Below are 23,227 nucleotides of genomic sequence, written 5' to 3' on the forward strand. Positions count from 1 at the left end.
GTCTAGGACGGACGGTTCGGCGGAAGCCAAAGGTTACCGGGCGCTGATGGCAAGGACGGGCCGTTCCGGCCGGGTGCTCCGAGGCGGCAATCTCACCCCATGCCGTCGCCGTCGTTGTCTTCGGCCGCCGCCGTGCCGGTTCCCGGTACGTCCGGTGCGGCGGTCAGCGTACGCAGTAGCGCGGCGATCTCGCGGTCCTGGGCCGGGCCCACCGTTGGGCGGAGTTCGGTGAATGCGCGGCTCCAGGCCAGCGAGCGGCTGAGGGCGGCCAGGCGGGTGGCCCGCGGCACTGCGGTGCGCAGCAGCGGGGCGGGTTGGGACCGGGTCCAGGGCTCCAGATAGGCGTCGCGCAGCCGCTGCAGGGTGCGGGTGCCGGCGCCCAGTTCGCGGGCTGCGATGCGCAGCGGTACCAGCAGGCTGAAGAAGGGGTGGCTCACCACGGCATCGCCCCAGTCGGCGAACCGGTAGCCGCCGTCGAGCACGAAGACGTTGCCGACGTGCAGGTCGGAGTGGTCCAGCGACGGCGGGACACCGGAGTCGTCGAGCGCCTTGCAGTCGGCGTCGAACGCCGATCGGTGGCGCATCAGCAGGTCGGTGCCGTCGCCGAGGGCCGCGGTCACCCCGGGGTCGGCGAGGAAGCCGTCGAGCAGGTGTCCCAGCGCCGCCGGCCGCAGGTCGGGCACGTCCAGGGCCACCAGGTCCGCGGCGTGGGCCGCGAGCGTGCGCTGGGTCTCGCCGTAAGTACCGAGAATCGCCTCCCACACGGCGAAGTCGTCGATGGCGGCCATCCGGTCCCGCAGGGTGCCGCCTGCGTCGGGCAGCAGCGACCAGCCGCGCTGGACGTCCACGCCCAGCGGAGTGAGGACCCTGCCGGGCACCCACGTGTACAGGGCACCGTGCAGTGCCGCCTCGAACGCGCCGCCCGGGGCGTTGGCCTTGAACCAGACCGGCCCTGCCGTGGAGGAGAACCGCGCCGTTGTCGACCACGGCCGCACCCGCACCCGCGGAGGGTCGGCCAGCAGCCGCTCACCGCGTTCGGCCAGGCACGCCTGGACCCAGTGGTGAATTCCGTCGCGTCGGCCGGGATCGTCCCACAACCGCAGTCGGAGGTCGGTGAAGTCCACGGGCTCTACGCTACTGATGGGGCGGGCCGTGGCCGGGCGAAGCCGGCCCGGTGCACCCGCCGGCGCGCCGGGACCGGACCGGGCTTGGCAGCACAAAGCCGCCCCCCGCTGGGCGGGAGGCGGCTTGGCACACGGAAACCGCGGTCGGGAAAGCCCGGCGCGGTCTCAGCCGGCGTTCTGCACCTTGTCCAGCCGCTTGGCGATGGCGCTCTTGCGGTTGGCCGCCTGGTTCTTGTGGATGACGCCCTTGCTTGCCGCCTTGTCGAGCTGGCGCGCAGCCGAGCGCTGCAGCACGACGGCCTGCTCGACGTTTCCGGCCTCGGCCGCCACCCGGAACTTGCGGATGGCGGTCTTCAGCGAGGAGCGCACCGACTGGTTGCGCTGCCGGGCCTGCTCGTTCTGCCGGATGCGCTTCTTCTGCGACTTGATGTTCGCCATGCGTAAACGTGCTCCAGTAACTTCTGATCTACGGGTCGGTCGCGCGTGTCCCGGCCGCGGGCAGCCGTTCCGCGGGCGGGCCGGTCGCGCGCCTACGCCAGGTGTATGAGTCCCAAGGGCTCAAAACTGAACGTGGAACATCCGAGACACGGTATTCCCATTATGCCAGCGCGCAGGAGTGCGCAGGACGCACCTGTTGCGGCCCCAGGTCTTCCGGCCGCCGCTCGCCGCAGCCGGCCGGCGCCGCCGCCGCGTCAGCACCTGACCGCCGTTACCCGGCATCGGCGTTCGCGGGACGGGACCAGGTTTCCAGGTAGGACCGCCACTGCCCGTCGGTCGCCGAGAAGTCCGCGTAGAAGGCCGTGCCGAACCGTTCGCGGCGCTCGCCGCCCTCGGACAGCCCGATGCGGATCGCACGCGCCGCCGTCCCGGTCGTTTCGGCCTCAGGGTTGCGGGCGGCGTGCTCGTCGGAGTAGGCGGGCACGCCCATGAGCAGCTGCACGTCATCGGGAACCGCATCCAGCGCGACCTGTGTCTGCCGCACCACGAAACCGCCGTAGAGGCCTTCGGTGGGCATCCCGGTGTCGTAGGACATCACCGCGACCTGGTCGAGGTGTTCGGCCACCCGGCCGAGGTACCCGCTCGACCAGAACGGGTCCTTGGGCAGCAGCAGGCCGAGCGTGAAGGCCAACCCGCCCAGCGGCTCGACCGTCGGCACCGCGCTGGACAGCAGCGTGCCATCGGGCAGTTCCCCGCGGGTCTGCTCCAGCAGCGAGACGAGACCGGGGTCGTTGTTGGGTACGGGTTCGAAGTTGTAGTGGATGCCGTCGAACCCGGCCTCGATGAGCCCGTCGGCGGCCCCGACCACGCGGTCCCTCGATTCCTCGTCGCCGAGGTCCAGTTCGCCTTCTTCGACGCGCTGGCCCAGCCACGCCGAGATCCGCACATCCGGGAACTCGGCGCGGAACATCCGCAGGAACCCTTGCAGCTCCGGGTGTTTGTCCGGGTCGAGCCGCCCGTCGTAGCCGAGCGGTCCCACATGCACGTACACGTCGCTGATCCCGCCCTCGGTGATGCGGGGCGCCAACGCGGCGAGCTCCTTTTCGCCGTAGCGGCCGTCGACCCAGGGATGGCCCATCCACAGGGCGTTGGTGCCGTTGGAGACCGCCCAGCCGGCCGGTTCGCCGGTGTACTGCACACGTACCAGCAGCGCCGCACCCAGCGCCACGACCAGTACGGCGGCCAGCGCCGCGAGCACGCGCTGCAGGAACCATTTCACGGCCGTCCTCCGATCTCGCATAACCTGATACATGCCGTGTGAGCCATTCTCGCCCGACCGCGCCTTCAAGCGCCGCCCCAAGCGGATGGGATCATCAACGGCACCACTGCGCAGCTCGGCCGCAACGCCGCGGCCGGCGCCCCTGCCATCCTGGCCAACCCGCGAGCTATCCGAACGGAGCACGGTGCCTCAGCCGAACCGGACCGATCCCGCGCTGATCCGCAACTTCTGCATCATCGCGCACATCGACCATGGCAAGTCGACGCTGGCCGACCGCATGCTTCAACTGACCGGCATCGTTGAAGACCGCCAGATGCGTGCGCAGTACCTCGACCGCATGGACATCGAGCGCGAGCGCGGCATCACCATCAAGTCCCAGGCGGTGCGGCTGCCGTTCACCGCGCTCGACGACACCACCTACATGCTCAACCTCATCGACACCCCCGGCCACGTCGACTTCACCTACGAGGTCTCCCGGTCGCTGGCCGCCTGCGAAGGCGCGATCCTGCTGGTCGATGCGGCCCAGGGCATCGAGGCCCAGACCCTGGCCAACCTCTACCTGGCGCTTGAGCACGACCTGGCCATCATCCCGGTGCTGAACAAGATCGACCTGCCGGCCGCCATGCCCGAGAAGTACGCCGCCGAACTGGCCGGGATCATCGGCTGCGATCCCTCCGACGTGCTCAAGGTCAGCGCCAAGACCGGGATGGGCGTCGCCGAACTCCTCAACGAGATCGTGGCCCAGGTGCCGGCGCCGGTCGGCGACGCCGACGCGCCCCCGCGGGCGATGATCTTCGACTCGGTCTACGACACCTACCGCGGCGTGGTCACCTACGTGCGGGTGATCGACGGCCACCTGGGCACCCGCCAACGCATCGCGATGATGGCGACCTCCGCCACCCACGAGATGCTCGAAGTGGGGGTGATCTCGCCCGAGCCCACGAAGGTCGAAGGGCTGGGTGTCGGCGAGGTCGGCTACCTCATCACCGGGGTCAAGGACGTGCGCCAGTCCCGCGTCGGCGACACGGTCACCTCGGCGACCAAGGGCGCCACCGAGATGCTGCCCGGCTACCAGGACCCCAAGCCGATGGTGTTCTCCGGGCTGTATCCCATCGACGGCAGCGACTATCCGGTGCTGCGCGACGCCCTGGAGAAACTGCAGCTCAACGACGCCGCCCTGGCATTCGAACCCGAGACCTCCGCGGCGCTGGGCTTCGGGTTCCGCTGCGGTTTCCTGGGCCTGCTGCACCTGGAGATCACCCGCGCCCGGTTGGAACGCGAGTTCGGCCTGGACCTGATCTCGACCGCGCCCAACGTGATCTACCAGGTCGTCATGGAGGACGGCACCGAACACACGGTCACCAACCCCAGCGAGTTCCCCGAGGGCAAGATCGCAGAGGTGCACGAGCCCATGGTCAAGGGCACACTGCTGGCCCCTGCCGAGTTCGTCGGCCAGATCATGGAGCTGTGCCAGGGCCGCCGCGGTGCGCTGCAGGGCATGGACTACCTCTCCGAGGACCGCGTCGAGATGCGCTATGTCCTGCCGCTGGCCGAGATCGTGTTCGACTTCTTCGACCAGCTCAAGTCGCGCACCAAGGGCTTTGCCTCACTCGACTACGAGCCCTCCGGCGACCAGGCGGCCGACCTGGTCAAGGTCGACATCCTGCTGCAGGGCGAGACCGTCGACGCGTTCTCGGCGATCGTGCACCGCGAGAAGTCCTACACCTACGGCGTCGAGATGACCAAGAAGCTGCGCGAGCTGATCCCGCGCCAGCACTTCGAGGTCCCGGTGCAGGCCGCCATCGGTTCCCGGGTGATCGCCCGCGAGAACATCCGCGCCATCCGCAAGGACGTGCTGTCCAAGTGCTACGGCGGCGACATCAGCCGCAAGCGCAAGCTGCTGGAGAAGCAGAAGGAGGGCAAGCGCAAGATGAAGATGGTCGGCCGGGTCGAGGTTCCCCAGGAGGCGTTCATCTCCGCGCTGTCCACCGACGACTCCGCCGCCGACAAGGACGCCAAGAAGCGCTGAGCCAGGGCCTTCGGCCGCACCCCGAAGGCCCGCTCGCGCCCGGCCGCACCCCTCCGCCCGCCGGCAGCGGCGGGCGGCCGGCGGCGCCGCCCGATGCGGGATCAGCCTTTGACCGCCCCGCTGGTCAGGCCTTCGGCGATGTAGCGCTGCAGGAACCAGAACACCGTCAGCACGGGTACGGCCAGCAGCAGCGTGCCCGCGGAGAACATGCCGAAGTTGGCGTCGCGCTGGTCGGCGACCATGCCGTACAACCCGACCGCCACCGTCTTGACCGCGGGGTCGCGCAGGAACACGCCGGCGATCAGGAACTCGTTCACGGTGGCGATGAACACCAGCAGCCCCACCACCGCCAGCACCGGGGTCACCAGCGGCAGCATGATCCGGAAGAACGACTGGGCGTGGGTGGCGCCGTCGACCTGGGCCGACTCGTCCAGCGCCGGGGGAATGGTGTCGAAGAAGCCCTTCATCAGCCAGGTGTTGATGCTCAGCGCGCCGCCGAGGTACACCAGCATCAGGCCCCAGGGCGCGTTGAACCCCAGGGGCGGCCAGTAGTCGCCGACCGTGCTGAACATCAGATAGATCGCCACGATCGCCAGGAACTGCGGGAACATCTGGATCACCAGCAGCCCGTAGAGCCCCAGTCGGCGCCCGGCGAAGCGGAACCGGCTGAAGGCGTAGGCCGCCAGGGCCGAGAGGAACACCGTTGCCGCGGCGTTGCCAAGGGCGATCAGCAGCGAGTTCGCGTACCACCGCCCGAAGGCGGTTCCGGTGAGCAGTTGCACGAAGTTCTGCACCCCGGCGGCGCGGGGGACCAGGGTGGAGCTGCTGAGCGTGCCCAGCGGGTTCAGCGCCGCCGAGACCACGAACAGGATCGGGAACAGCGCAAAGGCGAGGAACAGCAGCATCACCAGGTGCCGCCACCCGGTGCGGCGCGCCCACAGCACCGCCCGGCGGGCGGCGCCGCGGCGCGGGGCGGCTGGGCCGGATCGGGCCGTCATCGGTGCACCTCTTCCAGGGACGCGCTTCTGCGCAGGCTGACCACGGACATGACGGTGACGATCAGGAAGATGAACACCGACAGCGCGGCCGCGTAACCGTACTGCGCGCCGCTGCCCCCGAACGCCAGCCGGTAGGTGTAGGTGATCAGCAGGTCGGTCGCCCCGGCCATCGGGTTGCCGGCGGCGAAGGGGCCGCCTTCGGTCGTTAGCCACACCGCATTGAAGTTGTTGAAGTTGAACGCGAAGGTGGCCACCAGGATCGGCGCCATGGCGACCATCAGCAGCGGGAAGGTGACCCGGCGGAAGGCCTGCCAGGCGCCGGCGCCGTCGATGCGGGCGGCCTGCTCCAGTTCGCGCGGGATCGACTGCAGGGCGCCGGTGGCCACCAGGAACATGTAGGGAAAGCCCAACCAGATGTTGACCACCAGCACCGCGGCGCGGGCGGTCCAGGGTTGGCCGAACCAGTCGGCCTCCAGCCCGAGCAGCCGGTTGAGCAGGCCGAAGTCGGCGTTGAACATCGACCGCCACAGCAGGAACATCGCAAACGAGGGCATGGCGTAGGGCAGCACCACCAGCAGCCGGTAGGCGGTGCGCCCGGCGAAGGGGTGCCGGGTGTGCAGGGTCAGCGCCACGCTCAAGCCCAGCACGAAGACCATCGCCGTCGTGCCCGCCGCAAAAGCGGTGTTCCAGGTCAGGATCGAGAAGAACGACGAGCTGGTGGCCGGGTCGCCGACAAAGCGCAGGAAGTTGTCGAGGCCGACCCCGACCCGCCAGCCCTGCGCAAGCCGCTCGCCGTTGCCGGCGACGAACGCGCCGCGCTGGTCGTCGGCGGTGTAGGTCCGGCCGGTGGCGGAGTCGGTGATGCAGTCGCAGCCGGAGTCGTAGGTTCGCCCGGCGGTGCCCTCGTAGGCGGTGGAGTACCCGCTGGAGCGGATCCCGGTTCCCGGTCCGGTGGGCACCGCCAGCCCGGTGATTTCGTCGCTGCGGGCGTTGGCCGCGCTCGGCGGCATGACGGTGTATCCGGGGGCGGCGGTGACCTTGCCGGCGGGGCCGGCCTCGGCACCGGTGAGCCGGGACAGCCCTGCCGCATCGCCGGCGTAGGCGGTGCCGTCGGGTGCGGTCAGCAGGAACACCAGTTCGCCCTCTGCCGAGGAGCCGCGTGCGGCCACGGTCAGCGTGTAGGCGGCGGAGTCGGCGGTCTGCTCGACCGAGGACGCCTCGATCTGCTCGATCGCCTGCTGTTTGGTCCCGCGGTGCCCGTCGCTGTAGTTGGTCACCGAGGTGCTGAGCGTGTAGAGCACCGGGACGATCTGGAACGCGACCAGGAACAGGGTGCCGGGAACGAGGTACTTGGCGGGTACGGCGCGTCTGGACAGGTAGACGTGGAAGATCAGCGCGGTGGCGGCGACGACCGCTCCGACACCGATCCACTGCCCGGCCGCATACAGCGGGAACACCGCCCACAGGGCGATGGCCGCGGCTATGGCGAGCATGCCGGTCTTGGCGGCCTGCCCGGCCGCCGACCCGCCGGGGGCGAGGGAGCCGCCGGGCAGCGGCGGGCGTGCGGGCGCCCCGTCCGAGGCGCCCGCCGCACCGCGGCGGCGTTCGGGTGCCACGGTCAGCCGATCTCTGCGGCGATGGTCTCGGCGGCCGATTCCACGGCCTCCTCGGGGGAGGCGCCGCCGACGACTGCGGCCTGGGCCTTGCCGAACGGGTCCCAGATCGCGTCCATCTCGGGGATGGCGGGCATGGGCCGGCCGTGGGCTCCGGCCTTCAGGAAGGCGGCGACGGCCGGGTCGTCCTTGCCGACCTGTTCGCTGACCCCGGTCAGTGCCGGCGGGCGCGGGTCGGCCTCGTACAGTGCGGTGGCCAGTTCGGGATCGGTGACGTAGTTGGTGACGAATTCTTCGGCCAGCACCTTGTTCGTGCTGCCGGATGCCACGAAGAACGCCTGCACGCCGACGAAGGGTGCCGGTTCCTCGCCGTCTGCGAATCCGGGCACGGGCGAGATCCCGTAGTCGACGCCCGCTTCCTGCACGGGGCCCAGCGACCAGGGGCCGGTGACGAAGTAGGCGGTCTTGGCCTGGTTGAACAGGTTGGTGACGTTTTCGGCGTCGATCGAGCGCTTGAAGGCGCCCTCGCCTTTCTCGCCGAGCTCGGCGATGCGTTGGAACGCCGCGACGGACTCGGGGGTGCCGACACCGAGGTCGGCGGGGTCGGGGTTGCCCTCGCCGTCGGTACCGAAGAGGCGGCCGCCGGCAGAGGTGTAGAACGGCTGCATGTGGTACGGGTCGCCGGTCTGGCTGACCTGCATGCCGAGGATCTCTTCGACCTTGCCTGCGTCCTTGAGCTGCGCGCCGGTCTCGACGAGTTCCTCGACGGTTCCGGGCGCCTCGGGCACCAGTTCGGTGTTGCGGATCAGCGCCAGGTTCTCCATGGCGTAGGGGACGCCGTAGAGCCTGCCGTCGTAGGTGGTGGCCTCGATCGCGAGTTCGTTGAAGGCACTCGTCTTGGCCTGGGGAAGCCGGACCGGGTCGATGGCGCCGTTCTGCACCAGGTTGCCGATCCAGTCGTGGGCGCCCACGACCACATCGGGCCCCGAACCGCCTTCGTGGGCGGTGAGGAAGTCGGCCTGGATGGTATCGGCAGGGACCTCGCGGACCTCGACGGTGATTCCGTTGGCGGTGCCGAACTCGTCGGCGAAGGGCTGCAGGGCTTTGGTGCGCTCCGGGTCGGCCCAGATCACCATGTTCGCCCGGGGCGTTCCGGCGGACTCGCCGCCGCCTCCGCACGCCGTGGCAAGCGCGAGGGCGGCGGTTGCGGCCAGCAGGCCGGCGCTGCGGATTCTCATGTGGCTCCCTCTCGGGCGTGGGGCCGCGGACGTTCCCCCGTTCTGTCCGGGCTTATCGGTCGTAGCGAGTGAGGTGACGTTAGCAACACTTTGCAAAGTCTGAAAGAGTTTGCAGTGAAAACCGGTCACGATGTGGAAACGCGGCGGAAACCCGCACAGCACCGCGGCGCGCCCATACCCGCGGACCGCACCGGTCCGCCCCGCGGCTCCCGCATCCGCCGTGATGCGGGCGCTCGCGGTCCCGCCTCCCGCGGGTCGCCGCCTGCGGCCGGACAGCCGCGGATATACGCGGATATACGCGGACATACCAAACGGCGGCCCGGCGCCGCCGCCGCGGCATCCGGACCGCCGTCCGCCTTCACCCGCCGAGCCCGCCGGACGCGCCTGCGGCGGCCCGGCGGGCGCTCAGTCCTCCGCCGACACCAGCCACACCGCCGTATCGGGCGGCAGCACCAGCGTCCCCGCCCGCTGCTGCACCGGGCCGCTGGCGAGCAGCACCCGAGCGCCGGGTCCGAACGCGCCGGCGGCGACCTCCGCGGGCGCACCGGTGAGGTTCACCGCGCAGCCGAACCCCGCGCCGCGGCGGAACGCAAGCACCCCCGCAGGCGTATCCACCCAGGACGGCTCCGCCGCCGGGTCGATGGCCGCGCGCCGGTGCGCCAGCGCCGCGGTGTACAGCGCCAGGGTGGAATCCGGATCGGCCCGCTGCGCCTCGCGGGTGTAGCGCGCCCACTCGGCGGGCACCGGCAGCCAGGGCGAGCCGCCCTCGGGGCTGAAACCGAAGGGCGGCCGCGTGCCCTCCCAGGGCAGCGGCACCCGGCAACCGTCGCGCCCGCGCTCGGTGCGCCCGGAACGCTCCCAGGTGGGGTCCTGCAGCGCATCCTCGGGCAGGTCGTCGACCTCGGGCAGGCCCAGCTCCTCGCCCTGGTACAGGTAGGCCGACCCCGGTAGCGCCAGGGTGAGCAGGGCGCCCGCGCGCGCCCGGCGCAGCCCGCGCTCGCCCCCGCCGAACCGGGTGACGTGCCGCACGACATCGTGGTTGGACAGCACCCACGTGGTGGGCGCCCCCACGGCCCCGTTGGCCGCCAGCGAGTCGTCGATGACGCGCCGCAGCGCCGCGGCATCCCAGCCGGCGGTCAGGTACTGGAAGTTGAACGCCTGGTGCAGTTCGCCGGGCCGCAGGTAGCGCGCCACCCGCTGCGCGTCCTCGACCCAGGCCTCGGCCACCAGCGCCCGATCGCCGGGATAGGCGCTCGCAATGGCGTTCCACCTGCGGTAGATGTCGTGCACGCCGTCCTGGTCGAAATAGGGCAGTCGGGTGGAGCCGTCGAGCAGGTCGGCCTTTTGGCCCTCGGGCAGGTCGGGCAGCGCAGGGTCCTTGACCATGCCGTGGGCGACATCGATACGGAACCCGTCGGCCCCGCGGTCGAGCCAGAAGCGCAGCACGTCGTCGAACTCCGCGTGCACCTCGGGGCTGGTCCAGTCCAGATCGGGCTGCTCGGCGTCGAACAGGTGCAGGTACCACTCCTCAGGCGTCCCGTCGGGCCGCTTGAGCCGGGTCCAGGCCGGCCCGCCGAAGACCGACCGCCAGTTGTTGGGCGGTAGCTCGCCCTGCGGACCGCGCCCGGGCCGGAAGACGTAGCGCGACCGCGCCGGGTCACCGGGCGGCGCGGCCGTTGCGGCGCGGAACCAGGCATGGGCCGAGGAGGTGTGGTTGGGCACGATGTCGATGATGACCCGCAGCCCCAGCTCGTGGGCGCGGGCGATGAGCCCGTCGAAATCGGCGAGCGTACCGAAGCGGGGGTCGACGTCGCGGTAGTCGGCCACGTCGTAGCCGCCATCGGCCAGCGGCGAGACGTAGAACGGGGTCAGCCAGACGGCGTCGACGCCCAGCGCGGCCAGCTCGGGCAGCTTGCTGCGCACGCCCGCGAGGTCGCCCTCGCCGTCGCCGTCCGCGTCGGCGAAGCTGCGGACATAGACCTGGTAGATCACGGCATCGCGCCACCACTGCCTGGGCTGCCTCGCTGCGGGGGCCGGGGCCGGTGCGGGCTCGGGAGGATAAGGGGGGTTTGGCATAGGCGTCGGTCCCTCCATGTGCCTAAGCGGGCTGCAAACTCTTGCGCAAGATTACCCACCGGTTGCAATTGAAGTGCGGGGAACTGCATTAGAGTGCCCACATGGGTCCACGTTTGGCCGACATAGCCCGCCATGCCGACGTGAGCGAGGCAACGGTCTCCCGAGTGCTGAACAACAAGTCCGGTGTCGGCGCCGACACCCGCTCGGCCGTCCTCACCGCGCTCGACGTGCTTGGCTACGAACGCCCCGAACGCCTGCGCCGCCGCTCCGCCGGACTGGTCGGCATGGTCGTGCCCGAACTGGAGAACCCGGTCTTTCCGATGTTCGCCCAGGCGGCCGAGGGCGCGCTGGCCCGCCAGGGCTACACCCCCGTGCTGTGCACCCGCCCGCCCGGCGGCATCGTCGAGGACGAGTACGTCGAGCTGCTGCTGGAACGCAACGTCTCGGGAATCATCTTCGTCTCCGGGCTGCACGCCGACGCCACCGCCGACCACGGCCGCTACCACCGCCTGATCAGCCAGAAACTACCGATCGTGCTGGTCAACGGCTACGCCGAGGAGGTCCCGGCCGCATTCGTCTCCTGCGACGACCGCGAAGCCGGCCGGCTGGCAGTGCACCACCTCGCCGCACTCGGCCACACCCGCATCGGGTTCACCAGCGGACCGGAGCGCTACGTGCCGGTGCGGCGCAAGCTCACCGGATACCGCTCGGCAATGGCGGCGCACGGCCTCGACTGCGACGGCCTGGTCGAGCTGTCGCTGTTCGGTGTCGAAGGCGGCCACGCCGCCGCCGCCAAGCTGCTGGACCGCGGCGTGACCGCCGTGGTCTGCGGATCCGACCTCATGGCGCTGGGCGCGGTGCGGGCGGCTCGCCAGCGCGGGCTTGCGGTGCCGGGCGACTTCTCGGTGGTGGGCTACGACGACTCCCAGCTCATCGCCTTCACCGACCCGCCGCTGACCACCCTGCGCCAGCCCGTTGCGGCCATGGCCGCGGCCACCGTGCGCACGCTCTGCGACGAGATCGCCGGCCACAGCGTCTCGCACACCGAGTACCTCTTCGATCCCGAACTGGTCGTGCGCGGCTCCACCGCCGCAGCACCGGCCGTACCCGCCGCGCCGGCGGTATCCGCGCAGGCAGCCCCCGCCCGCCCCGGCCCGCTCGCCGCTTCCTGACACCTTGGCGGGCCTCCTCCCGGCCCGCCCGCGCCGCAGCGCCGGTACCCCGATCGTCTAATCTGGCGTCCATGCCCACTCCCGCGCCCTGCATCGCCTCGGTCAACACCGGCCGCGCCGTCCCCGCCGACTGGGCGGGACGGCTGAAGCGCACCGGTATCGACAAGCGCCCGGCCATCGGCCCGGTCGCAGTGCACTCCCTCGGCCTGGCAGGCGATGACCAGGCCGACCTCGACAACCACGGCGGCGCCGACAAGGCCGTCTACGCCTACTCCCGCGAGGACCTGGACCTGTGGCAGGACCGGTTGGGCAGGCCGCTGCGCGACGGCGCCTTCGGTGAGAACCTGACCACACGCGGCATCGACCTCAACGCGGTGCTGATCGGCGAACGCTGGCGCGCCGGCACGGTGCTGCTGGAGGCGGCGCTGCCGCGCAGCCCCTGCGGGGTGTTCAAGGCGTGGATGGACGAGACCGGCTGGGTCAAGCGCTTCACCAACGAGGGGCGCACCGGCGTTTACCTGCGTGTTTTGGCCGAAGGCGAAATCAGTGCGGGCGACGGCATCAGCGTGCAGCACCGGCCCGACCACGGAATCACCATCGCCGCCGGTTTCCGGGCGAACTACGAGCGCGACCGCGAACTGCTGCGCCGCATCCTGGAAATCCCGGGCCGCTCGGCGGTATGGGAGAAGTCGGCCGCCTACGTTGGAGCGGGGCCGACCGCGGACTGAGCCGCCGCGGCCTGCGGCTCGGGGCGGTGCACCGCCATGTAAACGCCCTCGGCTCACCCCGGGCCGCTATGTCCGCCGTCCGGGCGCGTTCCGGGGCGCAAGGTCAGCGCGGTCCCGTGTGGACGGGGCCCGGGACGCAACAGGCCGGGTCAGCGTGGCAGGGCGGCCCAGGCGTAGGCGTCCTCGTACAGTGCGGCGAGTTCGGCGGGCCGGTCGACGCCGTAGCGATCGGCCGCGACGGTGTAACCCCGCTCCCTCATCCACAGGCTCAACATGCGGTAGGAGGGCCGAGTGCCCTCAAGGTCGTCCGGGGTCGGCGCCGGCGCGGTTCCGGGGACGGCCGGGGTCAACGTGTCGTGTTCGAAGATCGCGACGGACGCGGCGAACCGCCAGCCGCCGTCCCTCTTCTCGGCGCGGTGCAGCATCCGCAGGTGCGCGGTGAGGTCGGCCCCGACGCCGCGGAAAGTGCCCCGCATCTCGATGGTCATCGGCACCTCGGCGATCGCGCGGGGGGCGCTGACGTCGATGACGGGCAGTCCGAGGCGGTGGTTGGACGGGGTGTGGCCGAACACTCGCTTGGACGACTCGATGTACTCCACCGCGGTGCCGTCGAACCAGCTTGTCTGGATTGTCGCCTCCGGCGTGTAGCACCGCGCGAGGCTGGACCACCAGCCCCGGTCACGGGCCCGCCGCTCGTGGGCGACCAGGGCCAGCACGTTCACGAGGTCGGAGTCGCTCTCGGGCATGGGCAGCGCACACCTTTCATTGCTCGGACCGGACCTTGCCGTGTCACTTTGGCACCATACGTCTTCGTATATGGGTTAGTATATACGAACACGTATAAAGGAGGGGTCATGGCGCGATATGCCATCGAGGGCGCCCGGGTGTTCGACGGCGAGCAGCCGATCGGCGTGCGGAGCGTGGAAGTGGAGGATTCGCGGATCGTCGCGGTCGGCGCGCCGGTGTCCGCGGCGGCCGAGCGGGTGGACGGCCGCGGTGCCACCTTGCTGCCCGGCCTGATCGACGCGCACACCCACGCCGACCTGGACACACTCGGCCATGCCGTGCGGTTCGGCGTGACCACCGAGTTCGACCTGTTCTCGTTCCCGCAAAAGATGGCGGAGGTTCGCCGCGCCGCCGCGGAACGGACCGACATCGCGGATGTCCGTTCGTCCTCGATGGGTCTGACGGCACCTGACGGGCATCCGACCCAGTTGCACGGCGGCCTGAACGACCCCGAGCTGCCGACGGTCGGCCGGCCCGAAGACGCCGCCCGCTTCGTCGACGAACGGATCGCGGAAGGCGCCGACTACATCAAGGTGCTCATCGAGAGCGGCTCGACACTCGGCAAGAACGTCCCCGTCGTCGATGTGCGCATCGTCGGGGCAGCGGTGGCCGCCGCACACGAGCGCGACCGCATGGTGATCGCCCACGCGCTGACCATCGAGGCGACCCAGCAGGCGCTGGCCGCCGGTGTCGACGGGTTCGCCCACCTGTTCATCGACGGTCCGTGCACGCCCGATCTGATCGAGGCGTTCCGTGCGGGAGGGGTGTACCTGACCCCGACGCTGAACCTGCTGGCTTCGCTCACCAACCAGCACATCGGCGCCGAGCTGGCGGGCGATGCCCGGGTCGCCGGTCGTCTACCGCAGCCCTGGCTGGATAACCTCGGCCGTGAGTTCAACACGTTCCCGGACGGCGACTTCGACGCCGCCCTGGCCGCGGTGAAGGCGATGCATGCGGCCGGCGTGCCGATCCTGGCCGGCTCGGACGCCAACCACCATTTCGGTGCGCTCGGCATGGCCCACGGTGCGAGCCTGCACGGCGAACTGCGGCTGCTCGTGCGGGCCGGCCTCACTCCGACCGAGGCGCTGCGGGCCGCCACCAGCGTGCCCGCGGCGACGTTCGGCCTGCACGACCGCGGCCGCATCACCCCGGGTGCGCGCGCGGATCTGCTGCTGGTCGACGGCGATCCCACCCGCAGGATCGCCGACACCCTGTCGATCAGGGACGTGTGGCGGAGCGGAGCCAGGGCGGACCGCTGAGATCTCAGGCGCCCGGCCTGGTCATGCCGGGAGGGCGGCCTCCGCGATCGACTGCAACGAGGCCCGCAGTGCCCGGAGGTCCCGATCGGACAGGCCGGCGAGCAGCTGGGTCATCACGTCCTCGACCAGGGTGTCGCAGCGTCGCACGAGCCTCTCGCCGTCCGGCGTGATCCGATGCAGAATCGCCTTGCCGGCTCCGGGCCGGCGTTCGAGCAACCCGCGCTGTTCCAGACGGGCGACCACTGCGCCCGCGGACTGATCGGACTGCCCGATGAACAGGGCAAGCGCGTGGGTCGAGGAATCAGGCTCGGTTGCGACGGCGTACAGCATGCCCCACTGCGGCAATGTCAACCCGACCTGAGCGAGCGCGGCTTCGCAGGCCATCTGCTTGCGCATCTGTGCCCGCCGCAGCAGCATCGCGACATCGACACCGCTGGGCACGTCCGGATCAGCCGACATACGGAAAGTATATAACAACTCGTATACGCGGGGCCGGAGAAGCCCAGTCGATCAGCCTCACCCGGTTTCGGCTGAACGGGCCCTGAGTGAGGCTCGGTCGCAACCGCTGCGGGCTCTTTCTCCGACGCCGATCGGTGAGTACCGGAAGCCGGAGATCTACGCCGCATCCTGGAAATCCCGGGCCGCTCGGCGGTGTGGGAGAAGTCGGCCGCCTACGTTGGAGCGGGGCCGACCGCGGACTGAGCCGCGGCGGCGGCGACCCGTCCGGTCGGCGCCATCGCCGACACTGGGTACATGCCTTCCGTGTCTCTCGACGGCGATCCCGTACCCGCTGACGGCGCCCTGCCTGCCGGCGCCGCCGCAGGTGCGGGCACCCGCCCCTTCGGCGTTTACGTGCACGTGCCATTCTGCGCCACCCGCTGCGGCTACTGCGACTTCAACACCTACACCGCCGCCGAACTGCGTTCGCGCGAAGGCGGCCACGCCGCCACCCGCGAGGGCTACGCCGACCTTGCCGTCGCCGAGATCCGCCTGGCCCGCCGCGTACTGGGCGCCGCCGGCATCCCCGTCAGCACCGTCTTCTTCGGCGGGGGCACCCCCACGCTGCTGCCGCCCGAGGATCTGGGGCGCATCCTCGCCGCCGTCGGCACCGAGTTCGGCCTGGAACCCGGCGCCGAGGTCACCACCGAGGCCAACCCCGAGACCGTCGACCCCGGCGTCCTCGCACGGCTGCGCGAGCAGGGGTTCAACCGGATCTCCTTCGGCATGCAGAGCGCGCAGCAGCACGTGCTGGCCGTGCTGGAGCGCGCCCACACCCCGGGCCGCCCCCAGCAGTGCGCGCAGTGGGCGCGCGAGGCCGGGTTCGACCACGTCAACCTCGACCTGATCTACGGCACGCCCGGCGAGACCGACGCCGACTGGAAGGGGTCGCTGGAAGCGGCGGTCGAGGCCGGGGTCGACCACGTCTCTGCCTATTCGCTGATCGTCGAGGACGGCACCCGGCTGGCGGCGCGGGTGCGCCGCGGCGAGCTGCACGGGCCCGACGAAGACGTGCTGGCCGACCGCTACACCATGGCCGACGACATGCTCGGCGCCGCCGGGCTGCATCCCTACGAGGTCTCCAACTGGGCCCGCGGCGACACCGCCCGCAGCCGCCACAACCGCCTCTACTGGACCGGCGGCGACTGGTGGGGCGTTGGGCCGGGCGCCCACAGCCATGTCGGCGGCACCCGCTGGTGGAACGTCAAGCACCCGGCCGCCTACGCGGCCCGGCTGGCCGAGGACCGCTCGCCCGGCCACGCCCGCGAGATCCTCGGCGCCGCCGACCGCCGCTTCGAGCGGATCATGCTCGAGCTGCGCCTGGCCGAAGGGTGCCCGCTGGACCTGCTCGACGCGCAGGGGCGGGCCGCCGCGGAACGGGCGGTGGGCGACGGACTGCTCGATGCGGCCGCACACGCCGACGGCCGCGCCGTCCTCACGCGGCGCGGACGCCTACTGGCCGACGCCGTGGTGCGCGACCTCACCTGACCGCGCCCGGGATCCGGGCCGGTGCCGCGGCCCGGGCAGGCCGCGGCGTCCCCCCCGCTCGGCGGCGGTGCCGGGTGCTATTTCAGCATCGGGATGGTCATCGGGTACTTGTACCACTCGCCCTTGTTGGCGGCCACGGCGGCCATGATGCTGAAGATGATCGCGACCACGATCACCGCCAGCCAGGTGAAGATGCCGATGATGACGAACATCAGCACCCACGAGACGACCTGTCCGATGAACATGGTCATCTGGAAGTTGAACGCCTGGGCCGCCTGATTGCGGACGAAGGGCGACTCGTCCTTCTTCACCAAGTAGAGGATCAGCGGCAGCAGCCAGGTGGTGAACAGCCCGCCCAGGTGGGCGATGAGCGCCATGGTGCGCTCTTCGGAGTTGGGCGGGTACTCGCCGCCGGGCTGTCCGTAGGGCTGCTGGTAGCCGGCCGCCGGCACCGGCGGGTAACCCGGCTGCTGGCCGTAGCCGGGGTGCTGGCCGTAGCCGGGTTGCGGCCCGGACTGCTGGCCGGGGTAGCCCGGGCCGTAGCCGGGCTGGGGCCCCGACTGGGGGCCGTAGTTGGGGTCGACCCCGGGAGGCGGGCCGTAACCGCCGGGGTAGTTCTGGTAGTCGCCTTGGCCGCCGTTGGGCTGGTTGGGCTGAGGTGGGTAGCTCATGGTCTCCTCTGTCGGGTCTGCCCCAGCGGCCGCCGGGGCGATGCGGCCGGGGCATCCGGCAGCGGGCTCTCCCGTCGCTGCCCGAACACCCCGGCTGCTGGAGGTCTCGCTGGTGAGACGCTTCCACGGGGGCCGCGGTTCCGCTGCGGGGCGGACGAAGACTCAGCCGGCCGCCTGTCCCAGCGGGTTATTTCACCATGCGGATCGACACCGGGTAGCGGTACTGGACTCCCCGGTTGACGCTCAGCGCGGCCAAGGCGCCGAACACGATCGAGGCTACCCAGATCACGGCGATCACGACGGAACCGATCCAGGAAATCCCGGGTACGAACACGCCGAGCCCGATGTAGACCACCCAGGCTATGAGGTAGGGGATAAGCAGGGTGAGCTGGAAGTTCAGCGCCTCGCTGGCCTGGCTGCGGACGAACGGGGAGTCGTTGCGCTTCACCGCGAAGATGATGAGGGCGGGCAGCCAGCCGAAGCACGAGAGGATGACGCCGGAGAGGTGGGCGATCATCGCCCAGGTTGCATCGTCGGAGGCGCCGGACTGCGGCGGGTAGCCCTGCGGGGCGCCGGGGTAGCCGTGCTGGCCGGGGTGACCACCGGGTTGGCCGGGTTGGCCGGGCATGGCGCCGGGCGCCGCGCCCTGCGGAGCGCCGGGGAAACCGCCCTGCTGCTGCTCATAGCCCTGCTGGGGGGACTGCGGCGCGCCCGGTTGTTGTTGCGGCTGCTGCGGCGCGTAGCCGGGCTGGGGCTGTCCGTATCCCGCGGGCGGCTGTTGCTGCTGCTGATAGGGCGCCTGGCCGTAGCCGGGCGGCGCATAGCCGGGCTGCGGCGCCTGCTCGGGCGCGTAGCCGGGCGGGGGCTGCTGCGGTTGGTACCCGGGCTGGCCGCCCGTGGGTTGGCCGTAGCCGGGCTGGGCACCGCTCGGCTGCCCGTATCCGGGCTGGCCGCCGCTGGGCTGTCTGTAGTCCGGTTGCCCGTAATCCGGTTGTCCGTATCCGGGTTGGCCGCCGCTGGGCTGGCCGTACCCGGGTGGGGGCTGCTGCGGCTGCTGGTATCCGGGTTGGCCGCCGCTGGGCTGTCTGTAGTCCGGCTGGCCGTAATCCGGTTGTCCGTATCCGGGTTGGCCGCCGCTGGGTTGGCCGTACCCGGGTGGGGGCTGCTGCGGCTGCTGGTATCCGGGCTGCCCGCCACTGGGCTGGTCGAATGCAGGCTGGCCGTACCCGGGCTGCCCGCCACTCGGTTGGCCGTAATCCGGTTGTCCGTATCCGGGTTGGCTGCCGCTGGGTTGGCCGTACCCGGGCTGCGCGTATCCCGGCTGGCCGCCGCTCGCTTGGTCGTATCCGGCCGCCTGGTCGTATCCAGGCTGTCCGTAACCGGGCCGTTCATATCCGGGCGGCTGTTCTTCGGTGCCCGCCTGCCCCTGGCCGGGCTGCCCGTCAGAGGGAGCGCGGCCGGGCGCCGGCTGTTCACCGGAGGGCCCCTCCTGGGGCTGTGGTCGGTTGGGCGGGGTCTCGCTCATCTTGTCCCTTGGCTGTGCCGATTGCGTTGGGCTGATAGTGCCATCCTGTGCCCCTGCAGGCCACCCCGCGCCCGGGGCGCGCGGTACTCTCCGGACACGCCTAGTCTTGCACCCCCTGCGCCGCCGTGACGAAGTCGATGAGCTCTTCGACCCGGCCGAGGAGCTCCGGTTCGAGGTCGGCGAAGCTGCGCACGCAACCCAGGATCCGCCGCCATGCCTCGCCGGGTTCCTCGCTGCTCCCCAGCGCCTGCAGCACACCCTCTTTCCACGGGATGCCGCGCGGCACCTGCGGCCACGCCGTGATTCCCAGAGCCGCCGGCTTGACCGCCTGCCAGACATCGACGAAGGGGTGGCCGGTGACCAGTACATGGGGCGAAGAGATCTGCTCGGCGATCCGGCTCTCCTTGGTGCCCGGCACCAGATGGTCCACCAGGACCCCCAGCCGGCGCTGCGGACCCGGCTCGAAATCCGCGACGATCGCGGGCAGGTTGTCCACGCCTTCCAGATATTCCACGACCACGCCCTCGACGCGCAGGTCGTGTCCCCACACCTGCTCGACGAGTTCGGCGTCGTGGACCCCCTCGACGTAGATGCGGCTCTCGCGGGCCACGCGCGAGCGCGCCCCCCGCACGGCGATCGAGCCCGAGGCGCTGCGGGCAGGGCGCGCGGGCGCCGCCGACGGCCGCACCGCGGTGACCGGGCGGCCGTCGACGAGGAACCCGGCGGGTTCCAGGTCGAAGACGCGGTGGCGGCCGTTGCGGTCCTCCAGGGTCACCGTCCGCTTGTCCCAGCTGACGACCGCGCCGCAGAACCCTTCGTCGGCGGACTCCAGGACGAGTCCGCGCTCCAGGGCCACCTCGGCGACGGCCCCTTTGCGAGGCCGGCGCCAGTCCTGCGCCAGGACATCGCCGCTGTACCGTTTGCCCGGGCTGCCGGTTGAACCGTCGTCACCCTTGCCGGAATTGGTGCGCACGGCGGGAGTGTACCGGTGCAGGTGCCGGTGCGCCGGGTGCCGCCGGCGCGTTCCGGGCCGCGGGCCGTGCCCGACCAGCCCCCGCACACCCCCGGCGCGCCGCGGCTTCCGGCGACCTGCTTTCCCGGCCGCCTTGCGGAACGGCATAGAATTAGCACTTGAGACCATGGAGTGCCAGGAGGTGAGTGCGTGCTCGACGACCGGAAGCTGTCTGTGCTGCGGGCGATCGTCGAGGATTACGTGTCCACGAACGAGCCCGTTGGGTCGAAGGCGCTCTCGGATCGGCACACGCTCGGTGTCTCCCCCGCCACCATCCGCAACGACATGGTGGCGCTGGAGGAGGACGGCTACATAGCCCAGCCGCACACCAGCGCAGGCCGGATCCCCACCGACAAGGGCTACCGGTTGTTCGTCGACCGGTTGTCGACGGTCAAGCCGCTCTCCGGCGCCGAGCGCCGCGCCATCGAGACCTTCCTCGGCGGTGCGGTCGACCTCGACGAGATCGTGGGGCGCACCGTGCGCCTGCTGGCACAGCTCACCCGCCAGGTGGCGGTGGTCCAGTACCCGTCCCTCACCCGCTCTTCAGTGCAGCACGTGGAGCTCGTCCCGCTGGGCCGCCAGCGCGTGATGATGGTTCTCATCACAGACACCGGCCGGGTCGAGCAGCGGGTGATCGACGGTTTGGAGGGAGTCGGCGAGGAGGCCGTCGACAGCCTCCGCCAAATGCTCAACCGGGCGCTGGTGGGCAAATGGCTCACCGACGTCCCGTTCGCGGTCGAGGACCTGCCTGCTCAGGTACCGCCGGACGACCGCGCGCTTGCGGTCGCCGTGCTTTCGGTACTGCTGGAGAGTCTGGTCGAGCGTCACGACGAGAAGATCGTGCTAGGCGGGACTTCGAATCTCGCCGCGATGGATTTCTCGGCTAGCCTGCGGGGAGTACTCGAGGCATTGGAAGAAAACGTCGTCCTGCTCCGTTTGCTCGGGGAGATGGGCGACGCATCATCCATGCTGACAGTGCGCATTGGCGCCGAGAACTCTCACGAGGGTCTGCGGACCACGTCGATCGTCTCCGCCGATTACGGAATCGGCGACCAGCCTCTGGCCAAGATCGGTGTGGTGGGCCCGACCCGAATGGACTATCCAGGAACGATGGGAGCGGTACGCGCTGTGGCTCGGTACCTCGGACAGATACTTGCGGGGCAGTAAGTGGCGAGAGACTACTACGAGATCCTCGGGGTGCGGCGCGACGCATCCAAGGACGAGATCAAAAAGGCGTATCGGCGGCTCGCCCGCGAACTCCACCCGGACGTCAACCCGGACCCGGCCACGCAGGATCGCTTCAAGGAAGTGACCCAGGCCTACGAGGTCCTCTCCGACGACAGCAAGCGCCGGATGTTCGACATGGGCGCCGACCCCTTCGCGCCCTCCGGCGGGGGTGGCGGCGCAGGCGCCGGCGGGTTCGGCGCCGCGGGCGGATTCCCCTTCGACGACATCATGAACGCCTTCTTCGGCGGCGGTGGCCAGCCCGGCGGTGCCGGGCGCAGCCCCCGCGACCGGGCGCGGCGCGGGCGCAGCATCAAGGTCCGCATCGAGATGGACCTCTCCGAGACCGCGTTCGGCGTGACCAAGGACGTCACCTTCCCCACAGCGGTGTTGTGCAACACCTGCCAGGGCGAGGGCACGGCCAAGGGCAGCCAGCGCAAGACATGCGACATGTGCCAGGGCCGCGGCGAGGTCTCGCAGGTCGCGCGTTCCTTCCTGGGCCAGGTCATGACCACGCGGCCGTGCCCGCAGTGCTCCGGCCAGGGCACGATCATCACCGACCCCTGCGCTGATTGCTCCGGCGAGGGCCGGCAGCGCGAGAAGGTCACCCGCAAGGTGCAGATCCCTGCGGGTGTCGAGGACGGCACCCAGATCCAGCTCGCCGGCGAGGGCGAGGTCGGACCCAACGGCGGCCCGCGCGGCGACATCTTCCTGGAGATCGTGCAGCGGCCGCACCCGACCTTCGAACGGCGCGGCGACGATCTGCACTGCACCATCACGGTGCCGATGACCGCGGCGGCCCTGGGCGCCTCGTTCACCTTCGACACCCTTGACGGCACCGAGCAGATCGACCTGCGGCCGGGTACCGGTTCCGGGCACGTCATCACGCTGCCGGGCCGCGGTACGCGCCACCTCGACTCCAGCGGGCGCGGCGACCTGATGATCCAGGTCGACGTCGAGACCCCCGCCAAGCTGGACGAGGAGCAGGAGGCGCTGCTGCGCAAGTTCGCCGAGCTTCGCGGCGAGGACCAGCCGCCCGGCAAGTTCAGCCCCGGCCACGGCGGCCTGTTCTCCAAGCTGCGCGACGCCTTCGGCGCGCGCTGACCATCTGCCCGCCACAACAGCAGCGACCTGCTGCCGGGTTGCCGACTACAGCGGGCCGGTGCCGCCCTTCGCGCGGCGCCGGCCCGCACTTGTGCCGGGCCGTTGCGCCCGGCAGGAGCGCCCGTCAGTGGAATCGGGGTAAGCGTGACACCTCCGGTCTTCCTCAGCGAGCCCGGTGAACTGGCCGGCGACACCGTTGTGCTGTCCGGACCCGAGGGCAGGCACGCCGCTGCGGTGCGCCGTGTCGCGGCGGGCGAGACCATCCACCTGGTCGACGGCGCGGGCACCCGGGCGCGCTGCCGGGTGGTCGAGGCCGGCGGCGACCGCGTGGTCTGCGCGGTCCAGGAGCGCGGTGCCGACCCCCGGCCCAGTCCGAGCCTGACCGTGGTCCAGGCGCTGCCAAAGGGCGACCGGGGGGAACTCGCGGTCGAGGTCATGACCGAAGCGGGCGTCGACCGCATCGTGCCTTGGGCCGCCGAGCGGTGCATCACGCGCTGGAAACCGGAGCGCGCGGCCAAGTCGCTGGCCAAGTGGCGCTCCACGGCCCGCGAGGCCGCCAAGCAGTCGCGGCGCAGCCGGATCCCCGAGGTGGCCGAGCCGGCCGGGATCGGCGAGGTCTGTGCGCGGGTGGCGGCGGCCGGAGCCGGGATCGTGCTGCACGAGGACGCCGGCAGCCGGCTGTCGGGCGTGCCGCTGCCCGATCCGCTGGTCGCGCCGGAGGGCCCGGGAAGCGGCGGCGATCCGGTTGCCGATGAGATCGTCGTGGTGGTCGGCCCCGAAGGCGGTTTCGCTGAGGGCGAACTGCGCGCGTTGGACACCGCCGGAGCGATGCGCGCCTTGCTGGGCCCGACGGTGCTGCGCACCTCGACAGCGGGGGTGGCCGCCTTGGCCGTGCTGCAGGCCCGCTGCGGCCGGTGGTGACACCGGCCCGGTCGGCCGCAGCACACGCGGCCGCGCGCCGCCCG

Annotated in this window: 20 protein-coding genes; 8 read left to right on the top strand and 12 right to left on the bottom strand. The window is 71.1% G+C overall.

Annotated elements, in window-relative coordinates:
- Positions 1-92 precede the first annotated feature (92 nt).
- The 3 genes from ACYVD5_RS21635 to ACYVD5_RS21645 all read right to left on the bottom strand — a co-directional run bounded on the left by ACYVD5_RS21635 (position 93) and on the right by ACYVD5_RS21645 (position 2,841).
- On the bottom strand, positions 93-1,124 hold the full coding sequence (locus ACYVD5_RS21635; RefSeq protein ID WP_461002938.1) for a phosphotransferase: 1,032 nt from the start codon (positions 1,122-1,124) through the stop codon (positions 93-95).
- A gap of 165 nt (positions 1,125-1,289) precedes the next feature.
- The gene (rpsT, locus tag ACYVD5_RS21640; protein WP_461002939.1) at positions 1,290-1,562 is read right to left on the bottom strand and encodes a 30S ribosomal protein S20; all 273 of its coding nucleotides are present in this window, start codon (positions 1,560-1,562) and stop codon (positions 1,290-1,292) included.
- Between the two features lie 271 nt (positions 1,563-1,833).
- Positions 1,834-2,841: a glycoside hydrolase family 18 protein gene (locus ACYVD5_RS21645; protein WP_461002940.1), complete on the bottom strand. Its 1,008-nt coding sequence runs from the start codon at positions 2,839-2,841 to the stop codon at positions 1,834-1,836.
- Positions 2,842-3,025: 184 nt separating this feature from the next.
- Between ACYVD5_RS21645 and lepA the strand changes: the two genes are divergently transcribed.
- A complete protein-coding gene (gene lepA, locus ACYVD5_RS21650) occupies positions 3,026-4,870 on the top strand; it encodes a translation elongation factor 4 (protein WP_461002941.1) in 1,845 nt (614 codons plus the stop codon).
- Between the two features lie 101 nt (positions 4,871-4,971).
- On the opposite strand, the gene ACYVD5_RS21655 is transcribed toward lepA, so the two are convergent.
- The 4 genes from ACYVD5_RS21655 to ACYVD5_RS21670 all read right to left on the bottom strand — a co-directional run bounded on the left by ACYVD5_RS21655 (position 4,972) and on the right by ACYVD5_RS21670 (position 10,795).
- On the bottom strand, positions 4,972-5,868 hold the full coding sequence (locus ACYVD5_RS21655; RefSeq protein WP_461002942.1) for a sugar ABC transporter permease: 897 nt from the start codon (positions 5,866-5,868) through the stop codon (positions 4,972-4,974).
- Positions 5,865-7,484 (bottom strand): ABC transporter permease subunit, encoded by a 1,620-nt coding sequence (locus ACYVD5_RS21660; RefSeq protein WP_461002943.1) that lies wholly within the window; start codon positions 7,482-7,484, stop codon positions 5,865-5,867. The genes ACYVD5_RS21655 and ACYVD5_RS21660 overlap by 4 nt, the downstream gene beginning before the upstream one ends.
- 2 nt (positions 7,485-7,486) lie before the next feature.
- On the bottom strand, positions 7,487-8,719 hold the full coding sequence (locus tag ACYVD5_RS21665; protein ID WP_461002944.1) for a sugar ABC transporter substrate-binding protein: 1,233 nt from the start codon (positions 8,717-8,719) through the stop codon (positions 7,487-7,489).
- Between the two features lie 405 nt (positions 8,720-9,124).
- Positions 9,125-10,795, bottom strand: coding sequence for a glycoside hydrolase family 13 protein (locus ACYVD5_RS21670; protein WP_461002945.1), 1,671 nt, complete (start codon positions 10,793-10,795; stop codon positions 9,125-9,127).
- Between the two features lie 101 nt (positions 10,796-10,896).
- On the opposite strand from ACYVD5_RS21670, the gene ACYVD5_RS21675 reads away from it, so the two are divergent.
- Both ACYVD5_RS21675 and ACYVD5_RS21680 read left to right on the top strand, forming a co-directional pair.
- Positions 10,897-11,967: a LacI family DNA-binding transcriptional regulator gene (locus ACYVD5_RS21675; protein ID WP_461002946.1), complete on the top strand. Its 1,071-nt coding sequence runs from the start codon at positions 10,897-10,899 to the stop codon at positions 11,965-11,967.
- A 71-nt stretch (positions 11,968-12,038) separates the two neighbouring features.
- The gene (locus tag ACYVD5_RS21680) at positions 12,039-12,695 is read left to right on the top strand and encodes an MOSC domain-containing protein (RefSeq protein WP_461002947.1); all 657 of its coding nucleotides are present in this window, start codon (positions 12,039-12,041) and stop codon (positions 12,693-12,695) included.
- 149 nt (positions 12,696-12,844) lie between these two features.
- On the opposite strand, the gene ACYVD5_RS21685 is transcribed toward ACYVD5_RS21680, so the two are convergent.
- Positions 12,845-13,441, bottom strand: coding sequence for a nuclear transport factor 2 family protein (locus ACYVD5_RS21685; RefSeq protein ID WP_461002948.1), 597 nt, complete (start codon positions 13,439-13,441; stop codon positions 12,845-12,847).
- A 108-nt stretch (positions 13,442-13,549) separates the two neighbouring features.
- Here ACYVD5_RS21685 and ACYVD5_RS21690 point away from each other — a divergent pair, with 108 nt between their 5' ends.
- Positions 13,550-14,740, top strand: coding sequence for an amidohydrolase family protein (locus tag ACYVD5_RS21690; protein WP_461002949.1), 1,191 nt, complete (start codon positions 13,550-13,552; stop codon positions 14,738-14,740).
- A gap of 21 nt (positions 14,741-14,761) precedes the next feature.
- On the opposite strand, the gene ACYVD5_RS21695 is transcribed toward ACYVD5_RS21690, so the two are convergent.
- Complete coding sequence (locus tag ACYVD5_RS21695) at positions 14,762-15,199, bottom strand: MarR family winged helix-turn-helix transcriptional regulator (RefSeq protein WP_461002950.1); 438 nt, start codon at positions 15,197-15,199, stop codon at positions 14,762-14,764.
- A gap of 294 nt (positions 15,200-15,493) precedes the next feature.
- Here ACYVD5_RS21695 and hemW point away from each other — a divergent pair, with 294 nt between their 5' ends.
- Positions 15,494-16,726 (top strand): radical SAM family heme chaperone HemW, encoded by a 1,233-nt coding sequence (gene hemW, locus ACYVD5_RS21700; RefSeq protein ID WP_461002951.1) that lies wholly within the window; start codon positions 15,494-15,496, stop codon positions 16,724-16,726.
- A gap of 77 nt (positions 16,727-16,803) precedes the next feature.
- Here hemW and ACYVD5_RS21705 read toward each other — a convergent pair whose 3' ends face one another.
- From ACYVD5_RS21705 to ACYVD5_RS21715, 3 genes are all read right to left on the bottom strand, one after another.
- Complete coding sequence (locus ACYVD5_RS21705; RefSeq protein ID WP_461002952.1) at positions 16,804-17,397, bottom strand: DUF4870 domain-containing protein; 594 nt, start codon at positions 17,395-17,397, stop codon at positions 16,804-16,806.
- 187 nt (positions 17,398-17,584) lie between these two features.
- Complete coding sequence (locus ACYVD5_RS21710; protein ID WP_461002953.1) at positions 17,585-18,922, bottom strand: DUF4870 domain-containing protein; 1,338 nt, start codon at positions 18,920-18,922, stop codon at positions 17,585-17,587.
- Positions 18,923-19,022: 100 nt separating this feature from the next.
- A complete protein-coding gene (locus ACYVD5_RS21715; RefSeq protein ID WP_461002999.1) occupies positions 19,023-19,823 on the bottom strand; it encodes a DUF3097 domain-containing protein in 801 nt (266 codons plus the stop codon).
- A 261-nt stretch (positions 19,824-20,084) separates the two neighbouring features.
- On the opposite strand from ACYVD5_RS21715, the gene hrcA reads away from it, so the two are divergent.
- The 3 genes from hrcA (at position 20,085) to ACYVD5_RS21730 (ending at position 23,183) form a co-directional block, all read left to right on the top strand.
- Positions 20,085-21,101 (top strand): heat-inducible transcriptional repressor HrcA, encoded by a 1,017-nt coding sequence (hrcA, locus tag ACYVD5_RS21720; protein WP_461002954.1) that lies wholly within the window; start codon positions 20,085-20,087, stop codon positions 21,099-21,101.
- Complete coding sequence (gene dnaJ / locus ACYVD5_RS21725) at positions 21,102-22,262, top strand: molecular chaperone DnaJ (RefSeq protein WP_461002955.1); 1,161 nt, start codon at positions 21,102-21,104, stop codon at positions 22,260-22,262.
- 144 nt (positions 22,263-22,406) lie between these two features.
- Positions 22,407-23,183 carry a 16S rRNA (uracil(1498)-N(3))-methyltransferase gene (locus ACYVD5_RS21730; RefSeq protein WP_461002956.1) on the top strand — a complete coding sequence of 259 codons (777 nt, stop codon included), beginning with the start codon at positions 22,407-22,409 and terminating at the stop codon, positions 23,181-23,183.
- Positions 23,184-23,227 lie beyond the last annotated feature (44 nt).

This window comes from Streptomonospora sediminis (genome assembly GCF_054778995.1).